We start from the raw sequence: 14,320 nt of genomic DNA, 5'->3' as shown, positions 1-14,320 counted from the left end.
TCCCCGAGTGATCACGGTCCGCCAGCCTGCCGCCGCCGCCCGTCCGCGTCAAGCGGCCCCCACCAGCGGGGAGATGCCTGCGACAACTGGCTGATAACCAGTCAACTACCGCCGGATGAAAAGAAGTTCTCAATGATCGGGAAGGTGGTGTGTCGTTGAATGTCCGCCCCTATAGTGACCGCCGACCGACGCGCGATCTCCTCAACCGCCGCCCCGAGGAGGGCTGTTGTTACTCCACCCTGCCGTCCTGCCCGGTCCCGTGTCCGGGGCGGGCAGGTGATGGCCAGAGAAGGAGCACGCCCCGTCTACGATCCCGCAGGCCACGACCCGGAACTGCGCGCGGCCCTGCAGGAGGTCCGCACCGGGCGGTGGATGTCGATGCGCACCCTGCTGGAGCGGACCACCGCCTGGTGGCAGTGGACCCAGCGCACCCAGGTGCTGGCCGCGGCGGCCGCGGGCACCGACGTGGTGCGGACCTGGCTCACCGAGGAGCCCGGCAGCGTGCCGGCCGCGGTGATGCGGGCCCGGGTCGCCGTGGAGCGCGCCCTGCGGGCCCGGCGCGAGCGGCACCGCCGTACGCACGAACTGTGGATCGAGGCCTGGGACGTCAGCCGGACCGCCGCCCGGGTGGCGGCCCACGACCCGGTGCCCTGGGTGTGCCTGCTGGCCCTGGCGCAGTTCGACGACCGGCTGCGGTGGGAGGAGCACCGGGCCGAGCCGCCCGGGCCGATGCTGCCGCCGGGCCCCTGGGGGCTGCTGGCCGAGGCCGACAAGCGGGACCCGTACAACCGTGAGGCCCACCACCGCATGCTGCAGTTCCTGTACGCGCGGGCCTCCTCGGGGCGGCTCGCGGAGGCGGTCGGCTACGCGCACTGGGCCGCCGAGTCCGCCCCGCCGGGCTCCGCGCTGCACGTGCTGCCGCTGTACGTACGGGTCGAGCGCTACCGGCGCGGCGCCGGGCACAGTGCCGCGCTCGACCTGCACTGGGTGGCCGAGGACGCCGTCCGGGAGGCGGGCCGGGCGCACGACGCCTGGTTCGCGCGGGCCCCCGCCGAGGAGCGCACCCCGCTGGACCTCAACCATCTCGCGCACGCCCTGTGGGGCGCCCTGCGGTTCGAGGCGGCGACCGAGGTGTTCGACGCGCTCGGCCCCTACTACACGCCGCTGCCCTGGTCCTACCGCGCCGACGCGAGCGGCGAGCGGGGGCAGGGCGTGCAGGTCTTCCTCCAGGCGCGGGCCCGGAGCCGGTCCGCGGTGCAGGGCCCCTGACACCCGTACGTCCCCCGCCCCTTCATCGGAGGTCTCCGTATGTCGTCAGAACCGTCGATATCCCCCGAGGTCCCGCAGCCCGACGAGGAGCAGCGGCTGCGCGAACTGGGCTACCGGCCCGTGCTCGCCCGACGCATGGGCGGCTTCGGCAACTTCGCGATCAGCTTCTCGGTGATCTCGATCCTGTCGGGCTGCATGACCCTGTACGGCTTCGGCATGGGCGCGGGCGGCCCCGCGGTGATGCTGTGGGGCTGGGCCGGGGTCGGCCTGTTCGTGCTGTGCGTGGGACTCGCGCTGGCCGAGGTCACCAGCGCGTACCCGACGTCCGGCGCCCTGTACTACATGGCGGACCGGCTCGGCGGGCGCCGCTGGGGCTGGTACACGGGCTGGCTGAACCTGCTCGGTCTGCTCGGCGCGATCGCCGGGATCGACTACGGGGCCGCCCTGTTCGCGGGCGCGTTCGCCAACCTCCAGTGGGGCTTCGAGCCGACACCGGGGAAGACCATGCTGGTCTTCCTGGCGATCCTGTCGCTGCACGCCGTGCTGAACCTGTTCGGTGTGCGGCTGGTGTCCGTGCTCAACTCGGTCAGCGTGTGGTGGCACCTGGCCGGCGTGGCGGTGATCGTCGGCGCCCTGTGGATCGTCCCCGACAGCCACCAGTCGCCGTCCTTCGTGTTCACGGAGTTCGTCAACGACACCGGCTGGCACAACCCGGTCTACGTGGCCGCGATCGGCCTGCTGCTCGCGCAGTACACCTTCTCCGGCTACGACGCCTCCGCCCACCTGTCCGAGGAGACCTCCAACGCCTCGGTGTCCGCGGCCAAGGGCATCGTGCGGGCGATCTGGGTGTCCTGGGTCGCCGGGTTCGTGCTGCTCGCGGGGCTGACCTTCGCGATCCAGGACTACGACGCCACCCGGGCCAGCGCGACCGGGGTGCCACCCGCCCAGATCCTGCTCGACGGGCTCGGCACGGACGGGGCGAGCGCGCTGCTCGTGGTGGTGATCGTGGCGCAGCTCTTCTGCGGCAACGCCGAGGTGGCCGCGGCCAGCCGGATGGTGTTCGCGTTCAGCCGGGACAAGGCCCTGCCGGGCTCCGCGCTGTGGCGCAAGGTCAGCGCCCGCACCCAGACGCCGGTGGCCGCCGTGTGGCTGTCGGTCGTGGTCGCCGGGGTGCTCGCCCTGCCCTCGCTGTACTCGGCGACCGCCTACGGCGCGGTGACCGCGATCAACGTCATCGGCATCACCCCCGCGTACGCCATCCCCGTACTGCTGCGACTGCGCGCGGGGAACCGTTTTCAGCCGGGTCCGTGGAGTCTGGGCAGGTGGAGCAGGCCCATTGGATGGATTGCTGTGGTCTGGGTGGCGTGTGTGACCGTGCTGTTCTGTCTGCCGCAGTCCTCGCCGGTGACGGTGGACACGATGAACTACGCCTCCGTGGCGCTGGCCGTGGTCCTGCTCCTGGCCACGGTGTGGTGGTTCGTGGCCCGACGCTCGTACGGCACGCCCACGACCGCCGCCTACTCCGACCGGGAGCAGGCCGAACTCGCCGAGGGCATCGTCTGAAACCAGGCGATCCGATGCCCCGCCCGGTACGAACTGCCGTGTCGGATACGGCAGGATGAGCGGTCGCGTCGGCCACGGGACCTTCACCCGGCCGACGCGATCGCACATCCCGCAATATCGAACAGGTGGCAACGTGACGGCATTTCAACGGGATCTCACCATGGACGACATGATCGGCGCCGGTGTCGCCGTGGTCGCGGGCCTGGTGGCGGCTTTCCTGCTGCGCATGCTGCTCAAGTGGCTGGGCAAGCACGCGGACCGCACCAAGTGGGGCGGTGACGACGTCCTCGTGGCCGCGCTGCGGACCGTGGTGCCCTCGGCGACCATCGCGGGCGGCCTCGCCGTCGCCGCGGCCGCCCTGCCGCTGACCAAGGGCGTCCAGCGCACGGTCAACCAGGTGCTGACGGTGCTGCTGATCTTCGTCGTCACGGTGGCGGCGGCCCGGCTGGTCGCGGGGCTCGTGCGGACGGTCACCACGTCCCGCTCGGGAGTCGCCGGATCGGCCACGATCTTCGTCAACATCACCCGGGTGCTGGTCCTGGCGATCGGCTTCCTGGTCGTGCTGCAGACCCTCGGCATCTCCATAGCGCCCCTGCTCACCGCCCTGGGCGTCGGCGGACTCGCGGTCGCGCTCGCCCTGCAGGACACGCTCGCCAACCTCTTCGCGGGCATCCACATCCTCGCCTCCAAGACGGTCCAGCCCGGCGACTACATCCGGCTGGCCAGCGGCGAGGAGGGCTACGTCGAGGACATCAACTGGCGCCAGACGACGGTCCGCGCGCTCTCCAACAACCTGATCGTCGTCCCCAACGGCGAGCTCGCCAAGACGAACATGACCAACTTCATGCGTCCCGAGCAGCAGTTGACGATCCTGGTGCAGGTCGGTGTGGCCTACGACAGCGATCTCGACCATGTCGAGCGGGTCACCTGCGAGGTCGTCACCGAGGTCATGACCCAGGTCGAGGGCGCGGTCCCGGAGCACGAGCCGCTGGTGCGCTTCCACACCTTCGGCGACTCCCGGATCGGCTTCACGGTCATCCTGGGCGTCGGGGAGTTCAGCGACCAGTTCCGCATCAAGCACGAGTTCATCAAGCAACTGCACAAGCGCTACCGCGAGGAGGGCATCCGGATCCCGGCGCCGACGCGGACCGTGGCCCTCCAGCAGGGCTCGGTGTCGATCCCGCACCAGCGCGGCGCGGACACGGTGGTCGAGCCGGGCGAGATGCCCGCCGCCCGGCTCGACTGAGCCCTACAGGGTCGCCGAGTTGTCGTGCCAGTGGCCGTCGGTCCGGTTCTGCGGCTGACGCGGCGCGGAACCGACCGGCGTCACCGTCCAGTCCGGGTGACCGGGCATCCTCGGGGTCCTGGTGCCGTAGAGCCACTCCCCCAGGAAGCCCGACTGGTCGGCGCCGGAGACCTCCGAGGCGACGGCGATGTAGTCGTCGGTGGACGCCGAGGCGTTGCGGAAGCGCTCAAGGAACGTGGTCTCGATCGCGGCGAAGACCCTCTCGCCGACCTGCCGGCGCAGCGCGTACAGGACGAGGACGCCACCGAGGTAGCGCTGGCTGTCGAAGAGGTCGGCCGCGGTCGGGGCGGCGACGGGACCCGAGGTCTGCCGCCACTGGTCGCCCCGCGCGTACGTGTCCTTCATACGGGCCTCCATGGTGGTCAGGCCCAGGGAGTCGGCCCAGCCGCGCTCGTAGCGGTACAGCAGCCCGTAGAAGTCGGCGTGGCCCTCGTTGAGCCACAGGTCCGCCCAGTCGGCCGGGCTCACGCTGTTGCCGAAATAGGAGTGGACCAGCTCGTGCATCATGTGCGAGCCGATGCTCTGTTCCGCCTGGAGCAGGAAGTTCGGCTTGTACAGGGTGAGGGTCTGGGTCTCCAGGCCGGTGAAGTCGAAGGCGTTCGAGGCGTCGTTGTTGCAGGGCAGCAGACCGTACGTCTCGAACGGGAAGGCACCGAGCCGCTGCTCGATCCAGCTCACCAGGTTCGGGGTGAGGGCCAGGGCGGGCTCCAGGGCGGCGGCCCGGGCGGTCGGGACGACGTCCCGCAGCGGCAGCCCGTGCGGGCCCTGCCGCTCCTTGATCACGTAGTCGCCGACCGTGATCTGCACGATCTCCGTGGCGATCGGCTCCCGGGACCGGTAGCGGTACGCGGTCCGGCCGTCGCCGAGGTCCTCGGTGCCCACGAGATGGCCGCTCGCCACGCCCTTGAGACCGGCCGGGACGGTGATGCGGCAGGTGAAGTCCGCCTTGTCGGAGGGGTGGTCGTTGCAGGGGAAGACGGTGTGGGCCGCGTTGGGCTGGGGGCAGACCGCGAAACCGTCCGGGGTGGGCACCCAGGCCGTGGGGGTGACGCCGGACCGCGGGTCCACCGTGTACGTCACGGTCACCGTCGGCGTGGTCCGCGCGGCCAGGGGGGCGTCCGGGGTGATCCGCAGCTTCTCGCCGGCCTGCTCCCGGGCGGCCGGCACGCCGTCGAGCAGCACCTCGCGCACGTCGAGGCCCAGCGCGTCCAGGGAGAAGCGGCTCAGCTCCTGGGTGGTGGCGATCGTCAGGGTCGCCGTGGCGTCGACGAGACGGGTCGTGGCGTCGTACGCGAGGTCGAGGTCGTACGCGCGGACGCGGTAGCCGTCGTTGCCGAGGCCCGGGAAGACACGGTCCCCGAGGGTCTCCGGGCCAGGGCCGGCGGTGTCCTGGGCGGCGTGCGCCGGGGCGGCCACGGACAGGGCCGCCACGGTGCCGAGCAGCGCTGCCGGGGCCGCCACTCTGGTGCGATATCTCATGGTCTGCTTTCCCTCGGGCGGCCGGATGGTCGGGCCCGGCCGTCGGACGACTGCGATCAAGGTGCATGACCACAAGATCAGACGCTTCGGTTGCCCCGGGGGATCTGCGCGGCCGAGGTCCGCCGTCGAGGAGCGCTGTTGTCGAGGACCGCTGTCGAGACCCGGCCCGTCACGAGATATCTTGATGTCGAGCAATGTTGCAGACGTGGAGCGGAGCACCCGGTGACTGACTCGACCATCATCTATACGCACACTGACGAGGCCCCGGCCCTGGCGACGTATTCCTTCCTGCCGGTGGTCCAGGCGTACGCCTCGCAGGCGGGTGTCTCCGTGGAGACGCGGGACATCTCGCTGGCCGGACGGATCATCGCCGTGTTCCCGGAGTACCTGACCGAGGACCAGCGGATCCCGGACGCCCTGCACGAGCTGGGCGAACTGGCGAAGACGCCCGAGGCCAACATCATCAAGCTGCCGAACATCTCGGCGTCGATCCCGCAGCTCAAGGCCGCCGTGGCCGAGCTGCAGGCGCAGGGCTACGCGCTGCCGGACTACCCGGACGACCCGAAGACCGACGAGGAGCGGGACATCCAGGCCCGCTACGACAAGGTCAAGGGCTCCGCCGTGAACCCGGTCCTGCGCGAGGGCAACTCCGACCGCCGCGCCCCCGCCTCGGTCAAGAACTACGCCAAGACCCACCCGCACCGCATGGGCGCCTGGTCGGCCGACTCCAAGACCAACGTGGCCACCATGGGCGTGGACGACTTCCGCTCCACCGAGAAGTCCGTCGTGATCTCCGAGGCGGGTTCGCTGCGCATCGAGCTGGTCGGTGACGACGGCTCCACCACCGTGCTGCGCGAGTCCGTACCGGTCCTGGAGGGCGAGGTCGTCGACGCCTCGGTCCTGCACGTGGCCCCGCTGCGCGAGTTCCTCACCGCGCAGATCGCCCGCGCCAAGGCCGAGGACGTGCTGTTCTCCGTGCACCTCAAGGCCACCATGATGAAGGTCTCCGACCCGATCATCTTCGGTCACGTGGTGCGCGCGTTCTTCCCGAGGACCTTCGCGCAGTACGGCCAGACGCTCGCCGCGGCCGGCCTGACCCCGAACGACGGTCTGGGCGGCATCTACAAGGGCCTGGAGGCGCTGCCCGAGGGCGCCGAGATCAAGGCGTCCTTCGACGCCGAGCTCGCCGAGGGCCCGGCGCTCGCGATGGTCGACTCCGACAAGGGCATCACCAACCTGCACGTGCCGTCCGACGTGATCGTCGACGCCTCGATGCCCGCCATGATCCGCACCTCCGGTCACATGTGGGGCCCGGACGGCCAGGAGGCCGACACCCTCGCGGTGCTGCCGGACTCGTCGTACGCCGGTGTCTACCAGGCCGTGATCGAGGACTGCCGGGCCAACGGCGCCTACGACCCCTCGACCATGGGCTCGGTGCCGAACGTCGGCCTGATGGCGCAGAAGGCCGAGGAGTACGGCTCCCACGACAAGACCTTCGAGATCCCGACCACCGGCACCGTCCGCCTGGTCGACCAGAACGGCACCGCGCTCATCGAGCAGACGGTCTCCGCGGGCGACATCTTCCGCGCCTGCCAGACCAAGGACGCCCCGATCCGGGACTGGGTGAAGCTGGCCGTCACCCGTGCCCGCGCCACCGGCAACCCGGCCGTGTTCTGGCTGGACGAGACCCGCGCGCACGACGCCAACCTGATCGCCAAGGTCAAGGCGTACCTGCCGGAGCACGACACCGAGGGCCTGGACATCCGGATCCTGAACCCGGTCGAGGCGACCAAGCTGTCGGTGGAGCGCATCCGCCGCGGCGAGGACACGATCTCGGTGACGGGCAACGTCCTGCGTGACTACCTGACCGACCTCTTCCCCATCCTGGAGCTGGGCACCAGCGCCAAGATGCTGTCGGTCGTCCCGCTGATGGCGGGCGGCGGCCTGTTCGAGACGGGCGCCGGCGGTTCCGCGCCGAAGCACGTCCAGCAGCTCGTCAAGGAGAACTACCTGCGCTGGGACTCCCTCGGTGAGTTCTTCGCGCTGGTGCCCTCCCTGGAGCAGTACGCGACGGCCACCGGCAACACCCGCGCCAAGGTGCTCGCCGACACCCTCGACCGCGCCACGGCGACCTTCCTCAACGAGGACAAGTCCCCGACCCGTCGCGTCGGCGGCATCGACAACCGCGGCAGCCACTTCTACCTGTCCCTGTACTGGGCGCAGGAGCTCGCCGCGCAGACCGAGGACGCGGACCTGGCGAAGGCCTTCGCCCCGCTCGCCGAGACCCTCGCCGCGAACGAGCAGAAGATCGTCGAGGAGCTGAACGCCGTGCAGGGCCAGTCCGCCGACATCGGCGGCTACTACCAGCCCGACCCGGCCAAGGCCGCGAAGGTCATGCGCCCGTCGACGACGTGGAACGAGGCGCTGGCCTCCCTGAGCTGACGCCCTCGCGCCGTACCCTCCGCCCCGGCCGGCTGCTGCCCGGCCGGGGCGGAGGCGTGTCCGGAGGGCGTTCGTGCTGAGATGGTGGCCCGAGCCACCGATCACGCCCCCGGAGCAGCCGTATGTCCTCGTTCGACCTGTTGCCCGGTGCCGAGCGGTCGCCGGTGATCCTCCATGTGCCGCACTCGGCACGGGAGATACCCGCCGACGTGCGGGCCGGGATCGTGCTGGACGACGTGGCGTTGGAGCGGGAGCTCGACCACATCGTCGACGCGCACACGGCGGAACTCGCCGACCGCGCCGCCCGGTTGTGCCGGGTGGTCCCGTGGCGGTTCGTGAACAGGCTGTCGCGGCTGGTGGTGGATCCCGAGCGGTTTCCGGACGGGCGGGAGGAGATGCTCGCCGTCGGCATGGGCGCGGTGTACACGAGGACCACGCACCGGGAGGACCTGCGGCCGGCCGACACCGATCCCGGGCCGCTCATCGCGCGCTACTTCCATCCGTACGCCCGGGCCATGACCGAGGCCGTGACGCAGCGGCTCGCGGTGACGGGACGGGCCGTCGTCGTCGACGTGCACTCCTACCCCAGCGCGCCGCTGCCCTACGAGCTGCACGGCGAGGGGCCGCGGCCCCCGGTGTGCCTCGGCACCGACCCCTTCCACACGCCGCCCGGGCTGCTCGCCGCGGCCCGGGAGGCGTTCGGGGAGGTCGGGCTGGACAGTCCGTTCAGCGGGACGTACGTGCCGCTGGAGTTCTACGGCCGCGACCCCCGGGTGAGTGCCCTGATGGTGGAGATCCGGCGGGACACGTACATGACGGAACCGGGCGGCCCCGCCGGACCGGGGCTCGACCGGCTCGCCCAGGCACTCGCCGCCCTGGTGGACTCCCTCGGCTGACCGGCCGCGGGGTGCTCAGACGGTCAGCCAGTCGGTGACGACGACTCCCCCGCCGGTCCGCAGCCGCAGCGCGAAGGGGCCGGACGGGGACGCCTCAGCGGTGAAGCGGCCCATGTCGTCGGTGGTGAGCGGCGAGCCCGCCTGCGGACCATTGAGCACCTCGATCCGGGCCGACTGGGGCGGCAGCACCTGCCCCATCAGACCCTGCGGGGTGAGTTCGACGTCGACCGTCACCTCGCCCGCGTGGAAGGTCAGCATCCGCGGGGCGCCCGTCGCCCCCCGCACCGGAAGGGCGTCCACCACCGAGTCGAAGGTGAGCTCGGCGATCCGGCTGTCCAGGTCGTGCAGCGCGAACGCCTCGACGGCGACCTGCCGCAGGGCGGCCGGTACGGGGTCCAGGATGGCCGTCGCCTGCCGCAGCTCCTCCTCCAGCAGGTCGAGGGCGAACTCCTCGTCGGGCAGCGCCTCTTCGCCGAGGTCCGCGCCGAGGTCGAGGGCGTCGTCGCCGAGGTCGTCGTGCATGTCGCTCATACCGCCCCCCGGGCTTCGAGCCGCGCCCGCAGCCGCCGGAGGCAGCGCTGGCGCAGCGGTCCGATGCTGCCCACCGCGATCCCCAGGGCGGCGGACACCTCCTGGTAGCCGGGCTTCGGCGAGGCCATCAGGATGCGCAGCAACTGCCTGCACCGCTCGCCGAGTTCCTCGAACTCCTGCCACAGGCGGCGCACGCGCTCGCTCTGGGCGGCGGCCTCCTCGGAGTCGATGAACGACTGCTCCGGCGTCCGGTCCTCACTGATCCGGTCCAGGACCTGCGGGTCGTCCGTGACGGTCAGCCGCCGCAGATTCTTGAGCACCTTCAGGCACTCGTGGCGCGCGGTGCTGGCCAGCCATGACTTGGCCTTGTCGGGTTCCCGGATCCGCCCGAGGTGCTGGGCGAAGCGGAACCACACGGTCTGGTACACCTCGTGCGCGTCGGCGTCGGAGAGCCGGTGCGCGCGCACCACCGCCCACACCAGCGGGCTCAGCCCTTCCACCAGCGCCTTCCAGGCCGCCGCGTCCCCGTCGACGGCGGACTGGACCAGCGCACCGACATCTGCTCGGTCCACGGTCCCACCCCTCGTGTACGGCAAGTAATCGTACGCCGTGGAAGGGACCGCTCCGGCCGTCATGTGCCGACCGGACGCTGCACGACCGGCACCGGGCGCCAGCCGGCCGGCCTCAGCGCCGGTACGTGCGCCCCGCGCACTTCGGCGAACTGCGTGTTCGTGGAGAGGAGTTGCGTGCGGGCGGCGCGCGGGTCGGTCTCCTTGTGCGCGGTCATGTGGGCGGCGACCAGGCCGGCCACGACGGGGGTCGCGAAGGAGGTGCCGCTCCAGTGCGCGTACCCCTCGAACATCACCTGGTCCGGCTGGGCGGTGCTGCCGTCCTCGCTCAACATGCCCACGTGGGAGGGGGACTGGCAGGTGCACACATAGGTGAAGCCGTACCGGCAGGCGTCGTACGTGGAGTGCTGGTACAGGTACGGCACCGGTGCGTCGAAGCCGGTGAGGGCGCTGGTGAGGCGCTCGCCGGGGGCGTAGACCTTGACCCAGGAGCCGTGGTTGCTGAAGCAGGCGCCGAACTCCCCGTCGCCGCGCAGCGCGCCCACGGACAGGACGGCCTCCTGGTAGTCGGGCAGGTCGGCGTAGGCGGCGGGCCAGAACGGGCTGGCGCTGGCGTTGTTGCCGGCCGCGGCGACCAACAGGGTGCCCTGGGCGCGCAGTTCCTGCATGAAGGCGTCCATGCCGAGCAGTCCGTCGGTGCGGCCGTTGGAGGTGCCCGCGGAGAGGCTGATGATGTCGGGCCAGCCGCCGGCGACCGACTCGAAGAGCTTCTCGCCGAGTTCGGACTCCAGGATGGCGCCCGCGTCGTTGAGGGTGCTGCGGACGGTGATGTCGGTGTTGGGCGCGACGGCCGCGAGGACACCGGCGATGAACGTGCCGTGGCCGACGTACTGGAGGAGGTTGCCGTCCCCGTCGGTCTCGGTGCCGTGCAGGTCGCCGTCGACGTGGGCAAGGAGCGGGACGAGCGAGTGGTCGTGGGTGAGGCCGTTGTCGACGACCAGGACGTCCACGGCGGTGTCGGGGTCGTGACCCGCCTCCGCGGGGGCCGGGTTGGTGCCCTGGCTGAGGGCGGCGGGCACGGGTTCGTCGCCGGGGCAGGAGTTGACCGCGATCGACACCACGTGGTTGCGGCTGACCAGGCGGTGCCCGGCGCGCCCCTCGCGCTCGCTCAGGGCGCGCAGGGCGTGGGTGACGGCACGGTCGCCGCGCCGGTCGCCGTGCCCCGGGTCGCCGACCTTGATCCGGGTGATGCCCGAGCGGTTGGTCTCGGGGCTGTCCCGGCGCACATGGTCGCCGGTCAGGCCGGTCGCCTCGGTGAAGTGGGTGCGCACGGTCTCCTCGACGAGCGCCGCGTCGCGTCCGTCGCGGGCGAGGACCACGCCCTTCTCGTAGATGAACTCCGAGGCGTCGTCGGGTCCGAGGGCCAGCGGGACGTCGGGCATGGAGCGTTGGATCTGGTCGAACTGCTCGTGGAATCGCTGAGGTGCCATGGCGTGTCCTCCCACTGAGGCGTCGGTCGTCAGTCAGAGCCGCGGGTCCGGTGATTGATACAGCGCCAAACCGGTGTGGCCCGCCACCTGGGCCACTACCATCCATGGAGTGACAGCGGGAAGCGACTCGGTTCTCGAACTGCTGCCGATGGTGTTCGCCGCGCCCAGGCAGGCGTTGGCGCGGGCGGAGGAAGTGCTCGGCTCGGACCCCTCGCCGCTGCACGCCTCCGTCGCCCACCAGGTCATCGGCATCTGGCAGCGGGACTGGGGCGACATGCGGATCGCCCTGGACCATCTGCGCCGGGCCCGCGATCTCGCGGCCCGCTCGGAGTCGGCCGACCGGGAGGCGGACGTGCTGGCCGCGCTCGGGGTCGCGCTGGTGCACGCCGGGCGCACCCGCCAGGGCCTGGAGTCGCTGGAGCGGGGCGTCGCGGTCAGCAGCGGGCACACCAGGGCGCAGGTCCTGTTCCGGCGGGCGTATGCCTCGTGGGTGCTGGGGCATCACCGGGCGGCGCTGGAGGACGTACGGCGGGCGGTGCCGGTGCTGCGGCAGGCGGACGACGTGATCTGGACGGCGCGGGCGCTGACCCTGCGGGCCACCGTGCACCTGGCGCTCGGGGCGGTGGAGCGGGCGGACGCCGACTTCACGGCGGCGGAGGCACTGTGGGACACCACGGGCCAGGAGCACGACAAGGCCGACGCGGTGGAGAGCCGGGGGCTGGCCGCCTACCGGTCGGGGGACATCCCGGCCGCGCTGCGGCTGCTCGACGAGGCTCAGGAGCGGTACGCCAAGCTCGGCACACCGACGTTCATGCTGACCGTCCGGCGCTGCGAGGTCCTGATGGCCGCGGGGCTCGCCCCGGAGGCGCTCGCGGAGGCGGACGCGGCGATCAGGGTGCTCGACGGGATCGGCGGACAGTCCACCCTCAAGGCGGAGCTGCTGCTCGCCGCCGCGCGGGCGGCACGGCACGCGGGGGACGCGCACACCGCGATCGCCCGCGCCGACATGGCGGTCCGGCTGTTCGCGGGGCAGCGGCGCACCTGGTGGGAGACGCACGCCCGGCTGGTGCTGATCGAGGCGCGGGTGGCCGCCGGGCGCGGCTCGGGACGGCTGGTCGCGGACGCGGCGGCGGTCGCCGACCGGCTGGCCTCCTTCGGTGCGCCGGCCGCCCCGGAGGCCGCCCTGCTGGCGGGCCGGATCGCCCTCGACCTCGGGTGGCGCGAGGACGCCCGGCGGCATCTGGAGGTGGCCGCCCGCAGCCGGCACAGCGGGCCGCCGCTGGCGCGGATGACCGGCTGGGCGGCGCAGGCGCTGTGGGCGCGGGCGATGGGCTCCGACCGGCGGGTCCTGGAGGCCTGCCGCCGTGGTCTGGACGTCCTCGACGATCACCGGACGACGCTGGGCGCCTCGGAACTGCGGGCCCGGGCCACCGCGCAGGGCGCCGAGCTCGCCGGGCTCGCGGCGCGGGCCTCGCTCGCCTCGGGCGGGCCGCGGCGGTTGCTGGTGTGGAGCGAGCGGTGGCGGGCGACGGTGCTGTCCGCGCCGCCGACCCGCCCGCCGGCCGACCCGGCGCTGCTCAGCGACCTCACCGCGTTCCGGGAGATAGCGGCCCGCGCGGAGGGAGCCCGCAGGGAGGGCCGACCCGTGCCGACGCTGGAGCGTGAACAGCGCCGCCTGGAGCGGGAGATCCGCTCCCGCACCCTCCACATCCGCGGGGACGCGCCCGGTGACGGCTACCGGTTCGACCCCGGCGGACTGCTGGAGCGGCTCGGGGACGACGTACGGCTGGTGGAACTCGCCGTGCTCGACGGGCGGGTCCAGGTGCTGCTGTGCGCGCAGGGGCGGGTGCGGCGGTTCGAGGCCGGGCTGCTGGCCGACGCCGAGCGGGAGGCGGAGCACGTCCAGGCGGGGCTCAGACGGCTGGCCCACCCGGGCGCGGAGGCCCGGCTCCCGGTGGTGGAGGCGGCCGGGCGGCGGCTGGAGGAACTGCTGCTCGGACCGGCGGCGGCGCGGCTCGGCTCCGGCCCGGTCGTGGTGGTGCCGCCGGGGCGGCTGCACCAGGTGCCGTGGGCGCTGCTGCCCGCGCTGCGGGACCGGGTGTTCAGCGTGTCGCCGTCGGCGAGCAGTTGGCTGCGGGCCCGCGACACCGTGCCGCCGCCGGGCGGACGTCAGGTGCTGGTCCGCGGGCCCGGGCTCGCCACCGGGGGCGCCGAGGTGCCCGAACTGGCCGACCGGCACGGCTCCGCGACGGTGTTGGAGCACGCCGACGCGCGCGTGCCGCGGGTGTTGGAGGAACTGGACGGGGCGGCGCTGGCGCACATCGCCGCGCACGGCACGTTCCGTGCGGACAGCCCGCTGTTCTCGTCGCTGCGGATGGCCGACGGGCCGCTCATCGTCCACGACTTCGAGCGGCTGGACCGCAGCCCGTACCGGATCATCCTGTCCTGCTGCGACACCGCCCGGTTCGCCTCGGTCGGCGCGGACGAACTGCTCGGCCTGGTCACCGCACTGCTGCCGCTGGGCACGGCGGGGGTGGTGGCGTGCAGCGCGCCGGTCAACGACGAGGCGGTGGTGCCGCTGATGCTCACCCTGCACAAGGGGCTGAGCGCGGGGGCGTCCATGGCGGAGGCGCTGCGGGACGCGCGGGCCGCGCTGCCGGGGGACGCGGTGCACCAGGCGACGGGGTGGGCGTTCTCGGCCTTCGGGGCGGCTTGAGGACGGGGCGCGACGAATCAGGGCCGCGCGCGGTGAGTGGGGGCGGCCTGACCCCTCCC

General features: G+C 72.5%; 10 protein-coding genes. 6 read left to right on the top strand and 4 right to left on the bottom strand.

What is annotated here, in order from left to right; translation table 11 throughout:
* Positions 1 to 279 precede the first annotated feature (279 nt).
* From ACZ66S_RS11520 to ACZ66S_RS11510, 3 genes are all read left to right on the top strand, one after another.
* The gene (locus ACZ66S_RS11520) at positions 280 to 1,269 is read left to right on the top strand and encodes a hypothetical protein (protein ID WP_469901283.1); all 990 of its coding nucleotides are present in this window, start codon (positions 280 to 282) and stop codon (positions 1,267 to 1,269) included.
* Positions 1,270 to 1,308: 39 nt separating this feature from the next.
* Positions 1,309 to 2,832 carry an amino acid permease gene (locus tag ACZ66S_RS11515; RefSeq protein WP_469901282.1) on the top strand — a complete coding sequence of 508 codons (1,524 nt, stop codon included), beginning with the start codon at positions 1,309 to 1,311 and terminating at the stop codon, positions 2,830 to 2,832.
* A gap of 160 nt (positions 2,833 to 2,992) precedes the next feature.
* A complete protein-coding gene (locus ACZ66S_RS11510) occupies positions 2,993 to 4,078 on the top strand; it encodes a mechanosensitive ion channel family protein (RefSeq protein WP_469901727.1) in 1,086 nt (361 codons plus the stop codon).
* 3 nt (positions 4,079 to 4,081) lie between these two features.
* Here ACZ66S_RS11510 and ACZ66S_RS11505 read toward each other — a convergent pair whose 3' ends face one another.
* Positions 4,082 to 5,617 carry a M1 family metallopeptidase gene (locus tag ACZ66S_RS11505; RefSeq protein WP_469901281.1) on the bottom strand — a complete coding sequence of 512 codons (1,536 nt, stop codon included), beginning with the start codon at positions 5,615 to 5,617 and terminating at the stop codon, positions 4,082 to 4,084.
* A gap of 222 nt (positions 5,618 to 5,839) precedes the next feature.
* Here ACZ66S_RS11505 and ACZ66S_RS11500 point away from each other — a divergent pair, with 222 nt between their 5' ends.
* Complete coding sequence (locus tag ACZ66S_RS11500; RefSeq protein WP_469901280.1) at positions 5,840 to 8,059, top strand: NADP-dependent isocitrate dehydrogenase; 2,220 nt, start codon at positions 5,840 to 5,842, stop codon at positions 8,057 to 8,059.
* A 122-nt stretch (positions 8,060 to 8,181) separates the two neighbouring features.
* Entirely contained in the window at positions 8,182 to 8,955 is a 774-nt protein-coding gene (locus ACZ66S_RS11495; RefSeq protein ID WP_469901279.1) for an N-formylglutamate amidohydrolase, read from the top strand.
* A gap of 15 nt (positions 8,956 to 8,970) precedes the next feature.
* Here the strand turns inward: ACZ66S_RS11495 and ACZ66S_RS11490 are convergent, their stop codons facing one another.
* From ACZ66S_RS11490 to ACZ66S_RS11480, 3 genes are read right to left on the bottom strand one after another with little or no spacing between them, the layout of a single operon-like run.
* Positions 8,971 to 9,477, bottom strand: coding sequence for a hypothetical protein (locus ACZ66S_RS11490; RefSeq protein WP_469901726.1), 507 nt, complete (start codon positions 9,475 to 9,477; stop codon positions 8,971 to 8,973).
* 5 nt (positions 9,478 to 9,482) lie between these two features.
* On the bottom strand, positions 9,483 to 10,058 hold the full coding sequence (locus tag ACZ66S_RS11485; RefSeq protein ID WP_469901278.1) for an RNA polymerase sigma factor: 576 nt from the start codon (positions 10,056 to 10,058) through the stop codon (positions 9,483 to 9,485).
* Positions 10,059 to 10,117: 59 nt separating this feature from the next.
* A complete protein-coding gene (locus ACZ66S_RS11480; protein ID WP_469901277.1) occupies positions 10,118 to 11,545 on the bottom strand; it encodes a S8/S53 family peptidase in 1,428 nt (475 codons plus the stop codon).
* A 148-nt stretch (positions 11,546 to 11,693) separates the two neighbouring features.
* Here ACZ66S_RS11480 and ACZ66S_RS11475 point away from each other — a divergent pair, with 148 nt between their 5' ends.
* On the top strand, positions 11,694 to 14,261 hold the full coding sequence (locus ACZ66S_RS11475) for a CHAT domain-containing protein (protein WP_469901725.1): 2,568 nt from the start codon (positions 11,694 to 11,696) through the stop codon (positions 14,259 to 14,261).
* Positions 14,262 to 14,320: the final 59 nt, after the last annotated feature.

Source organism: Streptomyces sp. NPDC107471, from assembly GCF_055582845.1.
Note: the sequence above shows the minus strand (reverse complement) of the source record. Positions and strands in the feature narration are given on the sequence as shown.